This window comes from Longimicrobiaceae bacterium (assembly GCA_035936415.1).
Taxonomy (GTDB): Bacteria; Gemmatimonadota; Gemmatimonadetes; order Longimicrobiales; family Longimicrobiaceae; genus JAFAYN01.
The window spans coordinates 1-10,716 of sequence record DASYWD010000495.1 but is presented as its reverse complement, the minus strand read 5'-3'; the positions used below and the strand labels follow the sequence as shown (position 1 = coordinate 10,716).

The following is a 10,716-nucleotide window of genomic DNA, read 5'->3' as shown; positions in this document are numbered from 1 at the left end:
GTCGCCGCCCTGGCCCGGGCCGCGGAGCGGGTGGAGGCCGCGCACGGCGCGCTGGACGTGCCGTGGGGCGCGGTGAACCGCTTCGGGCGCGAGATCCCCGGCAACGGCGCGGCCGGCGACCCGCTGGGCGTCTTCCACGTCATCCACTTCGCGCCCACCGGGGGCGGCGACACGCAGTACCCGGTGCACGGCGACACGTACGTGGGCGCGGTGGAGTTCACCCCGCAGGGCCCGCGGGCGCGCACGATCCTCGCCTACGGCAACGCCAGCCAGCCCGGCTCGCCGCACGTGGGCGACCAGCTCCCGCTCCTGGCCCGCAAGGAGATGCGCCCGGTGTGGCGGACCCGCGCCGAGATCGAGGCCAACCTGGCGGAGCGGACCCCGATCCGGCGCTGACCCGCTCCACGGCGCACTCCCCGGCTCCCCTGGAGGGGAGCCGGGGCGATTGTCGTTCCCCCGGCGCGGAGGTACATTCAGCTCGTCCCGAAACGTGCGTGCTCCTGGTTCTCCCTTTCACCGGGAAGGCTGCCCCATGAAGATCCCCGCCGAGTGGCTGACGCAGAAGGCCGGCAACCAGCCCACCGCCGAGCACCGCAACCTGTCCGAGATGGCGGCGCTCCGGATCCGCATGGCCTGGCAGAAGCTCAGGGCGCAGGCGCAGGAGGGCGACGAGGTGTGGGCGTTCGCGAACCCGTCCAACACCTGGAAGAAGCTCGGCAGGCAGACCGGCTACGCGCTGGTGCGGAACGGGAAGGTCGTGCAGAGCGTGGTGGTGACGAACAGCTACGCGTAGATACTCACCGGGGAGGAACGATGTGGATCAGGGTGGTCGAGCCGGCCGACGCCACGGGGGAGCTGAGCGACGTGTACGAGCGCGTCGCCGGCGCGCGGGGCAAGCTCTCCAACATCATGCTGGCGCAGAGCCTGGACCCCGCGGCGATGCGCGCGCACCTCGACCTGTACATGGCGCTCCTCTTCTCGCGCTCCGGCCTGAGCCGGCCGGAGCGCGAGGCGATCGCCGTGGCCGTCTCGGCCGCGAACGGATGCGAGTACTGCGTGAGCCACCACGCCCCGGCGCTGCAGGCCTACTGGAAGGACGAGGCGCGGGTGCGGCGGCTCGCGGAGGACCATCAGGCGGTGGAGGTGCCGCCCCGGCTCCGGGCGATGCTCGACTACGCCGTCCTCCTCACCCGCGAGCCCGCAGCGGTGGCCGAGAGCCACGTCGCGGCGATGCGCGCGGAGGGCCTCTCGGACGAGGAGATCCTGGGGGTGAACCTGATCACCGGGTACTTCAACTTCGTCAACCGCGTCGCGGAGGGGCTGGGCGTGGAGTTCACGGCCGAGGAGGCCGCCGGGTACCGCTACTGACCGCGGCACCGCGGCCGTAGCGGTCAGGGCCGGCCTCACGGCTCCCAGAGCCGCGTCTCGGGCCGGAACACCACCCAGGCGAACCAGAAGTGGTTTCCGTGCGGCACCGCGCGGAGCCGCCGCCCCTTCAGCGGGCCGCCGACGGCCCGTCCCGCCAGGTCCCACCGGCTCCGGGTCTCACGGTCCTCGAATCCGCCGCTCACCGCCCGGAAGGTGAGCGTGCGTCCGCCGAGACGGCGGTCGTACACGGCGGTCTGCCCCACGTCGCGCCCCTCCGCCACCTTGCCGCGGTCCAGCGCGCTCGCCGCGCCGGGCTGCCAGAGGACGACGAAGGGCGTACCCTCCATGGTGGCGTTGACCACGCGCTCGCGCGCGAGGTGCTCGAACGACACCGCCCACCCCGCCCCTGCGTCGACCGCGACCACCCGTTCCATCGCCGCCAGCCGCGGATCGGTGTCGCGGTTGAAGAACCGGGCCATCGGCGAGCTGGCGCGGTCGTCGTACCCCACGTACGGGTTGCGGCCGTAAGGCCGGTCGTGGCCCGTTTCGCGCGACAGCACCCGCAGCCCGGGGTGCGTCTCGCGGGCGGTCTTCCAGGCCATGGTCGTCTGGGGCACGGCGCGGAGCCTGGTGCCGACCAGCGTGCCCACGATGGCCTGTCCCGTGGCCTGCTGCCACCAGGTCTCGGTCTGCCGGTCGTACATCACCAGGTCCGAGTGGCGGAGCCGCCCCGTGGTCCCGAAGTCCAGGAGCCTGCCCGCGGCGCGCCGGTCGAACACGAGGGCGGTGTTGCACAGCGGGCAGAAGGTGACCGCCACGGGGAGGCCCCCGACCACGTCGTTGACGATCTCGTGCCAGATCAGGATGGCGAGCGGGTAGGCCCTCACCTGGCCGCCGTGCTCGACCACCATCACCGGATCTCGGTCGGTCAGCCAGCGGTTCCCGGCGCGGACCGTCTCGAAGCGGGGCCGGTCGATCGGGGGGATGCCGTCCCGCGGCGGACCGCCGGAGACGATCTCGTGCAGCGGGACCGCCCGCCGCGAAAAGTCCGTCTTCCACCGCTCCGCGCCCGCCAGGCGCGTGACGGCGGTGTCGGTCCGGGTCTGGGCGTCGCACACGGCCGTGCTCCAGGTGAGCGCCGCGAGCAGGGCCAGCTTCAGGATCCTCACATGTCCCTCGCGAGCCGGACGCCGCTGAACTGCCACGTCGCGTCCGGGGGGAAGAAGTTTCGGTAGGCCGGGCGGATGTGCGTCCGGGAGGTGGCGCAGGAGCCGCCGCGCAGCACGAACTGGTTGCACATGAACTTCCCGTTGTACTCGCCCAGCGCACCCTCCGGGGGCCGGTATCCGGGGTACGCCGAGTACTGGCTCCGCGTCCACTCCCAGACGTCGCCGTACATCTGGAGCAGCGCGCCGGGCGCCGCGGGCGCCGCGGCGGAGGGGTGGAAGGCGGCCGACTCGACGAAGTTGCCCTCGACGGGGACGGTGGAGGCCGCCACCTCCCACTCCGCCTCCGTCGGCAGCCGCGCGCCGGCCCAGCGCGCGTAGGCGTCGGCCTCGAAGTAGCTCAGGTGGCACACCGGCTCGGCCGGGTCCACCTCCCGCATCCCGGCGAGCGTGAAGCTCCACCACCGGTCGTCCCGCCTCTCCCAGTAGAACGGCTCCGTCCACCCCTGCTCCTGCGCGATCGCCCAGCCGAGCGACAGCCACAGCTCCGCCCGGCGGTATCCCCCGTCCTCCATGAACGCCAGGTACTCGCCGTTGGTGACGGGGCGGTTGCCGAGCTCGAACGGCTCCAGGAAGACCCGGTGGCGCGGCCCCTCGTTGTCGTAGGCGAAGCCCTCGCCCTCGTGGCCGATCCGGTGGATCCCGCCGTCGAAGCGGACCCACTCCAGCGGCACCGCGGCGGCGGCGCTGCCGGCCATCCGGGGCCGGTAGACGGGGCGGAGCGGGTTGACGGAGAACACGTGCTTCAGGTCGGTGAGCATCAGCTCCTGGTGCTGCTGCTCGTGGTTCAGCCCGAGCTCGACCACCGGGGAGACCGTGGCGATCAGCTCCGCGCCGGCCCGCTCCAGGAGCTCCTCGACGTGCCGGTCCACGTGGCTGCGGTAGGCGTACACCTCGGCCACGGTGGGACGCGAGATGTAGCCGCGCTGGGCCCGGCAGTGCCGCTCGCCCGCGTGGACGTAGTAGGAGTTGAACAGGAAGAGGTAGACGGGGTCGAGCGGCTCGTACCCGGCCAGGTGCGGCGTCAGCAGGAACTGCTCGAAGAACCAGCTCGTGTGGGCCAGGTGCCACTTGGTCGGGCTGACGTCGGGCATCGACTGCACCACGTAGTCCTCCACGGCCAGGGGCTCGCAGAGCGCCTCCGTGAGGCCGCGGACCGCGCGGAACCGGCCGCGCAGGGCGTGCGCGGTGGAAACGGAGCTTTCTAGAGTCGCCATGGATCCCTGTCTTGAGGTTGAACTGCGCCCGCCCGTCACCGCGCCAGCCGCCGGTACGCCCACCCGAAGACCACGCCGTACACGGCGTGGGTGGCCGCCTGGACCCCTTTCTCCACCGGGGGGACCCAGAACGGCGCGAGCCACGCCGGGAAGAGCAGCGGGAGGAGCCAGAAGCCGAGCCCGTACAGCACCGCGCCCGCGATCAGCCCGCCCACCAGCGGGGAGATCCCCAGCCGGGGGAGCAGCGCGGCGTAGACCAGCCCGACGACGATGCCGAGCCCCAGGTGCGTGAGGAGCCCAACCGCCACGTCGCCCGGCACGAAGCCGGGGGGCTGCACGGCACCCGGCCCGAGCGCGAGCGCGCCCGGCATGCGCGCCGCCATCCAGGGGTCCATGCCGCGGACCAGGGAGACGATCGCCTCCACCGCGATGAAGACGACCTCGGCGACCAGCGAGGCGCCGACTCCCGCGGCGTAGCGGGGCCCGCCCGCATCCCGGCTCACGCGACCCGGTCGAGCACGCGCAGGGTGGTGTCGGCCGCCAGCCCGAAGACCAGGTGGCCCGCCAGCCCGCGGGCGTGCGTCTGCCAGGGGAAGGCGGTCGGGCCGGGAGTCAGGCCCAGGGCGGTGTTGGCCCCCTCGTCGACCAGGGCCCAGAACGCGGCGCCGAAGAGCAGCCCGTTGCCCAGGTCGGTCCCGGGGAGCCGCCCCCGCAGGGCGCCGTAGACCGCACCCGCGCCCACGCCCAGCCCCCAGTGGATGGCCGAGCCGTACGTGGCCCGCTCGTCGTCCGAGAGCTCGCGGCCCACGGCCTCCGCCGCCCTCTCCGCCGCCACGCCGTAGGCCGTCTTGCCGCCCCGCGCCTCGTCCTCCGCGCTGCGCGCCTGCTTCGACTCGTGCTCGTACAGGTAGCCGGTCACCGGGCCCATCGCCCAGGTTGCCGCGGCGCCGGCGAGCGCGCCCTTGAGCACGTCCGCCAGCAGGTCTCCGTCGCGCCGTCCGTTGCCGCTGCGCCTCATGGCCTCCTCCGGTTCGATTTCGTCGCCATCCCCGCGAGAAGCGCGCCGGGCCGCCGCGTCAGGCCCGCGGCCCGGTCTCGTGCACCGTGGGCGAGCGGGAGCCGTAGAGCCGGTCCACCGCCGCGGCGTTCGGGCCCTGCTTGGCCCCGTGCTCCCGCCGCGAGGGGGGCTCGCTCCAGGGCATGGACCCCACGACCAGCTTGGGGACGTTGATGAACACGTCCGTGCCCGCGCGGCGGACGACGGCGTCGAGCGGGATGAAGGTGTCCGTCTCGAAGATAAGCCCGCGGGGCACCAGCATGTACGCCCGGTGCTCGCCGGTGGCGGCGACGACCTCCTTCACCTGGCCGATCTCGCCATGGTCCGAGCCGCGCACCGTGTCGCCGGCCTGCACCGAGGCGCGCCCGGCCGCCGGGGCGTCCAGCGCCGCCAGGAACTCGTCCACCTTCATCACCCCGTTGGCGATCAGGGGGAAGTTGATGTGGATGGCCGCCTCGTACGAGGGGATGCTCTCCGAGCCCACGGCGTCGGAGAGGAAGGTGACGTCGTACCCCGCCTCGGTGGCGTGCCGCCCCGTGCTCTCGCAGCACAGGTTGGCAGTCATCCCCCCGATCACCAGGTGCGTGATGCCGAGCCGCCGCAGGTGGTCCGGGAGGTCGGTCTCGAAGACGTCGGTCCCCTTGTGCGGCAGCAGCACGATGTCGTCGCCCTGCGGCCGCAGCTCGGGGTGGAAGTCGGCGCCCCAGCTCCCGGCCAGGAACATCTTGTGCTCGAACATCAGGCGGTTAATCCCGCTGCGCCGGTGCAGCTCCCGGTCCGCGTAGTCGTCCTCGGTGTACGCCATGGGACCGAGGAGCACCGGGATCCCCCGCTGGCGCGCTCCCGCGATGGCGCGCTTCAGGTTCTCGACCACGCCGTTCATCGTGACCGTCGTCTTGGTCATCGGCCAGGCGGCGCCCCCCTCCGAGAGGAAGTCGTTCACCGGATCGATCACCAGCAGCGCGGTGCGGCCCCGCGGGAAGCCGACCTCGTCGCTTCCATGCGCCAGGTAGGTGGCTCCACCCTCGCCGTCGCGCCCGTTGGGCGGTTTCGTGTCCATGTCTCTCCTCCGGTTCAGGTTCACCGCCGGGGCCGCACTGTGTCCGCAAATCACGTTCCCTGTCGCAGATTGCGCGACAGTCCAAAGCGCTCGTCCGGTCCTGTTGCATCCGGATCGGGACCGGCCCGGCCGCGGCGCGGCAAAAGAGAGCATTCTGGACAGTACACATGTTTCCTCGTCCGTGCGGCCGCCCCGCCCGACGAAGAAGTTTCATGATTAATCTCTCACTACTGCGAGGTATCGCCCGCCCAAAACTGCAACAGACTCTCGTCGCGTGCGAGAACTGTAGTATTCCGACTGTAGCGCACCGGACCGGCCAATACAACGCAAATTCCTATGTAGAGTGGTGGTTTACAGACGCATAAAGTGCGCGCATCTGTTGCACCTCTCACACCCTCTGGCGGTTACCAACCAACTCATTTACTGTCTAAATGCGCGGAGTGGGCTGCAACCGCCCCCTCCGCGGCCGATGCGGCGCGGGGGCCACCTCCGCCGAGCGACGGCGGGCCGCCCTTCTACCTCAAACTGTCGGTTTTTTCTGCTGCCGGGACTACGCATGCCGATCTGAGGAATATTCAAGAAGTTCGTCGGGCCCGGGTACCCCCGCGCCCCGAGTCAGCCCCATCACAGCCGGAGGCGAGCATTTCATGAGTCGCACGTATCGCAGGCTGCCCATCCGATGCCGCACCGGTCTCCTGGTGCTCGTCGCGGCCCACGTCCCGGCGCTGGCGACCGGGGCCGCCGCCCAGCACGAGGGACACGCCCATCCGGTCCCCTCCGCCCGGCCCGCACCCCAGAGTTCCGAGGTGCGGGCCGAGTTTTCTCTTTCACCCGGGCAGAAGCGCGGGCCGGACGGGAGCGCCCTGGAGAAGCAGGAGATCGAGCTGCAGGTGCGGCTGACCGACCCCGCCACGGGACGGCCCGTCGTCGGACTGCGGCCGATGGCATGGGTCGACGTCCGCTCCGATTCCGGGAGCACGAGCGTCGAGGCGTGCCGGCAGAAGCTGGGTGCGTTCGCAGAGGGGAGCCTGCACGTGAAGCACGGGCAGGTGAACATCGCGCAGCCCGTGGAGGACCTGAACGGGCACTACGTCCTGGCAATGGCGAAGACGCCGCAGATCGCGGTGATCGACCCGATCACCGGGTTCGGGCGCACCAAGCTCTACACCACGGTGCCGCTCGAGAAGCCCGGGGGCGACTGGGCGGCCAACGCCGAGGACACCCGGCTCTACGTGACCATGCCCGAGGCGGGGAAGGTGGCGGTCGTCAACACGCACACCTGGAAACTGGCCGGGACCGCAGCCGCGGGAGCCACCCCGACCCGGATCGTCTTCCAGCCCGGGGAGCGCTACCTCTGGGTGAGCAACGAGGGAGGCGAGGGCGGAGGGGGCGTCACGGTGCTCGACCCGCAGACCCTCCGGGTGGCGGCCTCCATCCCCACCGGACCGGGGCCGCACTCCCTTGCCTTCTCGGACGACGGGCGGCTCGTCTTCGTCGCCAGCCGGGAAGCGGGGACAGTCTCGGTGATCGACGTCGCCCGCCTGGAGCGGGTCAAGGAGCTCCGCACCGGACCGCGGCCGATCTCCATCGACTACTCGGCCGCCCAGGGAGCCGCCTACGTGGCGCACGCCGTGGACGGCACCGTGGTGGGAATCGACGCGAAGACCCTGGAGATCACGGACCGGGTCCAGCTCAAGCCGGGGATCTTCACCCTCCGCTTCGCTCCCGATCCGGCGGCGGGCCACGGCCACGGCGGCCACGGGGAGCACGGGGCCGCGGCGGCGCCGGGCGGGCGGCTGGCCTTCGTCCTCAACCCGCGCGAGACGGAGGTGGACGTCCTGGACGTGGTGTCCGGGCGGCGCGTCCGCAACGTCCAGCTCGGGCGGGAGCCGGACCAGGTGGCCTTCACCTCCTCGTTCGCCTACATCCGCTCGGCGGGCGATCCCAACGTCCACCTGATCCCGCTCCACGACCCCACCACGGGGGGCACCGGCCCGCACGACTTCTTCCCGGCCGGCAGCTCCATCCCCGGCCCGGTCCTGCTGGGGCTGGGCGAGGTGATGGTCCCCTCCCCGGGGATGCACGACGCCGTGTACGTGGCCAACCCCAAAGATCGGATGATCTACTCCTACCACTACATGGAGGGGATGCCCATCCCCCACGGGGGGCTGACCACCTACGGCTTCGAGCCGAAGGCGATCCGCACGATCTCGCGCCGGGTCCGCGAGACGGAGGAGGGCCTCTACTCGGTGTCGCTGCGGCTGGAGCGCAGCGGGGTCTACGACCTGATCTTCCGCTCCGCGGATCCCGTCGTCCTGGAGTGCTTCCCCTTCAGCGTCGCTCGCGACCCGTCGCTGGCGGCGGCGAGCGAGGGGGTCCGCGTCGAGACGGTCCCCGCGCGGCCGGAGCTGCGGAAGGGCGAGAACGTGCTCCGGTTCCGGGTCCGCGACGGGATCCGCGACCGTGAGTTCGCCGGCCTCACGGACGTGCGCGTGCAGTTCGCCTCCATGGGAGGGTGGCAGCAGCGGGTGGAGGCCCATCCGGTGGAGGACGGCATGTACGAGGTGCGCGTCTCCCTCCCCCAGGAGGGGATCTACTACGTCGGCTTCGAGATCCCTTCGCTGAAGCTGGGGCTGCGCGACCGTGCCTCGCTGGTGCTGCGGGCCGGCGGTGAGTGAGGCCATCCTTTCGGCTCCCGAGTCCGCGGCGGTTCCCCGGCTGAGCGACGCGCTCACGGAGGAGTACCTGGTCGAGAACCGGGTGCTTCCCCTGGCGCGGGAGGTGGACCGGGTCCTGGTGGGATACGCCGGGAGCCCGGACCCCCAGGCGCTGGCGGAGCTGGCGGCGCTCTTCGGGAGCCGGCTGGAGCTGCGGGAGCTGCCCGAGCACGAGCTGCTGCACGCCATCCGCGAGGCCTACGGAACGGAGGACACCACCGCCGCCGGGCTCATCGCCGGGCTGGCGGGCGCCGCGGGCTCCGAGGCGCAGGACGGGGACGCGGCGCACGACCTGGAGGAGCAGGCCAACCAGGCGCCGGTGATCCAGCTCGTGAACCTGCTCCTTTCGGAGGCGGTGGAGGCTGCGGCGAGCGACGTCCACCTGGAGGCGGAGAAGCGGCGGATGCGGGTGCGCTACCGGATCGACGGGGTGCTGCAGGACGCCCCCTCCCCGCCGCCGCACCTGCGCGCCGCCGTGGTCAGCCGGCTCAAGATCATGGCGGAGATGGACATCTCCGAGCGCCGGCTCCCGCAGGACGGGCGTGTCCGCCTGCGGTCGAACGGGCGCGAGCTGGACGTGCGCGTCAGCACCCTCCCCACGCTGCACGGGGAGAGCGTGGTGCTCCGGCTGCTGGAGTCGGAGGGGGAGCGGATCGGCCTGGAGGGGCTGGGGATGGCCCCGGACACGCTGGCCGACCTGCTGGGCTTCGCCGCCCGGCCGCAGGGGGTCCTCCTCGCCACCGGCCCCACGGGGAGCGGGAAGACCACCACGCTCTACGCCCTCCTGGAGCGGATCCGCACCGGGCGGGAGAAGATCGTCTCCGTGGAGGACCCGGTGGAGTACGAGTTCCCCGGCGTGGCGCAGGTGCCGGTGAACGCCAAGGCGGGGCTCACCTTCGCGCGGGCGCTGCGCTCCATCCTCCGGCAGGACCCGGACGTCCTGCTGGTGGGGGAGATGCGCGACGCGGAGACCGCGGAGATCTGCATCCAGGCGGCGCTCACCGGGCACCTGGTGCTTTCGACGATCCACACCAACGACGCCCCCTCGGCGCTGACCCGGCTGATCGACCTGGACGTGGCCGAGTACCTGGTCACCAGCACGGTGCAGGCGGTGCTCGCGCAGCGGCTGGTGCGGGTGGTGTGCCGGGAGTGCGTCCGGTGGGTCCCCCCGGAGCCCGCCGCCGCGCGGGAGATGGAGGCGGCGGGGTACGCGGCGGACCGGACCCCGCAGGCGGAAGGATGCCCCGCCTGCCGGGGGACCGGCTACCGCGGGCGCACCGGGATCCACGAGCTGCTCAGGGTGGACGACGAGATCCGGGCGGAGGTGCGGCGGATGCGCGGCGCCGACACCATCCGCCGGCTCGCCCTGGAAAGAGGGATGCGCCCGCTGCGCGCCGACGGATGGCGCCAGGTGGCCGCGGGGGTGACCACTCCGGCCGAGGTGCTGCGGGTGACCTGAGGAACGAGCTGCGGAGGTACGACATGCGAGCGACGAGGACCGGCCGGGCGGGTTTCACGCTGATCGAGATCCTGGTGGTGATCGTCGTCATCGGGCTCCTGGCGACGCTGGTGGCCCCCAACGTGTTCCGGCACGTCGGCTCGGCCAAGGACGCCACCGCGCGCGCCCAGATCGAGCTCATGGCGTCGGCGGTGGACGCGTACCGGATGGACAACGACGTCTACCCCACCACGGAGCAGGGGCTGGCCGCGCTGCAGGCGGAGCCCGCCACGGAGCCCCGCCCCCGCAACTGGCGCGGCCCGTACCTGCGCCGCGCCATCCCGGCGGACCCCTGGGGGCGCGCCTACGTCTACCGGAGCCCCGGGACGGCGAGCCCCGCCACCTACGACCTGTTGAGCCTGGGGCGCGACGGCAAGGAGGGCGGCGAGGGGGAAGACGCGGACATCCGGAGCTGGGAGTAGCGCCGTGCCGGTCTTCACCTACCGGGCGGCCACGACGGCCGGGCGCACCGTGCGGGGGACGGAGGAGGCCGTCTCCGCGGGTGCGCTGGAGCGGGCGCTCGGCGCCCGGGGGCTCTTCCCGCTGGAGGTGGGGCCCGGCCCGGAGGCCGCC

Annotated in this window: 11 protein-coding genes; 6 read left to right on the top strand and 5 right to left on the bottom strand. The window is 72.4% G+C overall.

The genetic code is table 11. The features are described 5' to 3' along the window. The 3 genes from VGR37_20040 to VGR37_20030 all read left to right on the top strand — a co-directional run. Nucleotides 1-396: penicillin acylase family protein (locus VGR37_20040; protein ID HEV2149702.1), on the top strand; the 396-nt coding region annotated here is incomplete at its 5' end. A gap of 136 nt (nucleotides 397-532) precedes the next feature. Next, on the top strand, nucleotides 533-793 hold the full coding sequence (locus VGR37_20035; protein ID HEV2149701.1) for a hypothetical protein: 261 nt from the start codon (nucleotides 533-535) through the stop codon (nucleotides 791-793). Nucleotides 794-813: 20 nt separating this feature from the next. Beyond that, nucleotides 814-1,368: a peroxidase-related enzyme gene (locus VGR37_20030; GenBank protein HEV2149700.1), complete on the top strand. Its 555-nt coding sequence runs from the start codon at nucleotides 814-816 to the stop codon at nucleotides 1,366-1,368. A gap of 35 nt (nucleotides 1,369-1,403) precedes the next feature. On the opposite strand, the gene VGR37_20025 is transcribed toward VGR37_20030, so the two are convergent. Genes VGR37_20025 through VGR37_20005 form a run of 5 tightly spaced genes read right to left on the bottom strand, consistent with a single transcriptional unit; the run spans nucleotide 1,404 to nucleotide 5,928 of the window. Further along, nucleotides 1,404-2,537, bottom strand: a complete 1,134-nt coding sequence (locus tag VGR37_20025; protein ID HEV2149699.1) for a DUF3179 domain-containing protein — start codon at nucleotides 2,535-2,537, stop codon at nucleotides 1,404-1,406. After that, nucleotides 2,534-3,811, bottom strand: a complete 1,278-nt coding sequence (egtB, locus tag VGR37_20020) for an ergothioneine biosynthesis protein EgtB (protein ID HEV2149698.1) — start codon at nucleotides 3,809-3,811, stop codon at nucleotides 2,534-2,536. Before egtB ends, VGR37_20025 begins: the two co-directional genes overlap by 4 nt. A 35-nt stretch (nucleotides 3,812-3,846) precedes the next feature. After that, the gene (locus tag VGR37_20015) at nucleotides 3,847-4,314 is read right to left on the bottom strand and encodes a hypothetical protein (GenBank protein HEV2149697.1); all 468 of its coding nucleotides are present in this window, start codon (nucleotides 4,312-4,314) and stop codon (nucleotides 3,847-3,849) included. Then, nucleotides 4,311-4,829: a DUF1440 domain-containing protein gene (locus VGR37_20010; GenBank protein HEV2149696.1), complete on the bottom strand. Its 519-nt coding sequence runs from the start codon at nucleotides 4,827-4,829 to the stop codon at nucleotides 4,311-4,313. Before VGR37_20010 ends, VGR37_20015 begins: the two co-directional genes overlap by 4 nt. A gap of 58 nt (nucleotides 4,830-4,887) precedes the next feature. After that, complete coding sequence (locus VGR37_20005) at nucleotides 4,888-5,928, bottom strand: isochorismatase family cysteine hydrolase (GenBank protein ID HEV2149695.1); 1,041 nt, start codon at nucleotides 5,926-5,928, stop codon at nucleotides 4,888-4,890. A 647-nt stretch (nucleotides 5,929-6,575) separates the two neighbouring features. Between VGR37_20005 and VGR37_20000 the strand changes: the two genes are divergently transcribed. Genes VGR37_20000 through gspG form a run of 3 tightly spaced genes read left to right on the top strand, consistent with a single transcriptional unit; the run spans nucleotide 6,576 to nucleotide 10,565 of the window. Next, nucleotides 6,576-8,606, top strand: coding sequence for a cytochrome D1 domain-containing protein (locus VGR37_20000; protein HEV2149694.1), 2,031 nt, complete (start codon nucleotides 6,576-6,578; stop codon nucleotides 8,604-8,606). Further along, the gene (locus VGR37_19995; protein HEV2149693.1) at nucleotides 8,599-10,104 is read left to right on the top strand and encodes a GspE/PulE family protein; all 1,506 of its coding nucleotides are present in this window, start codon (nucleotides 8,599-8,601) and stop codon (nucleotides 10,102-10,104) included. The genes VGR37_20000 and VGR37_19995 overlap by 8 nt, the downstream gene beginning before the upstream one ends. A 23-nt stretch (nucleotides 10,105-10,127) precedes the next feature. Continuing rightward, the gene (gspG, locus tag VGR37_19990) at nucleotides 10,128-10,565 is read left to right on the top strand and encodes a type II secretion system major pseudopilin GspG (GenBank protein ID HEV2149692.1); all 438 of its coding nucleotides are present in this window, start codon (nucleotides 10,128-10,130) and stop codon (nucleotides 10,563-10,565) included. Nucleotides 10,566-10,716 lie beyond the last annotated feature (151 nt).

Excerpts from the sequence above, each read along its gene's own strand:
- VGR37_20010 (HEV2149696.1), bottom strand. The coding sequence starts at position 4,829 with ATGAGGCGCAGCGGCAACGGACGGCGCGACGGAGACCTGCTGGCGGAC.
- VGR37_20030 (HEV2149700.1), top strand. The coding sequence starts at position 814 with ATGTGGATCAGGGTGGTCGAGCCGGCCGACGCCACGGGGGAGCTGAGC.
- gspG (HEV2149692.1), top strand. The coding sequence starts at position 10,128 with ATGCGAGCGACGAGGACCGGCCGGGCGGGTTTCACGCTGATCGAGATC.
- VGR37_20000 (HEV2149694.1), top strand. The coding sequence starts at position 6,576 with ATGAGTCGCACGTATCGCAGGCTGCCCATCCGATGCCGCACCGGTCTC.
- VGR37_20005 (HEV2149695.1), bottom strand. The coding sequence starts at position 5,928 with ATGGACACGAAACCGCCCAACGGGCGCGACGGCGAGGGTGGAGCCACC.
- egtB (HEV2149698.1), bottom strand. The coding sequence starts at position 3,811 with ATGGCGACTCTAGAAAGCTCCGTTTCCACCGCGCACGCCCTGCGCGGC.
- VGR37_20035 (HEV2149701.1), top strand. The coding sequence starts at position 533 with ATGAAGATCCCCGCCGAGTGGCTGACGCAGAAGGCCGGCAACCAGCCC.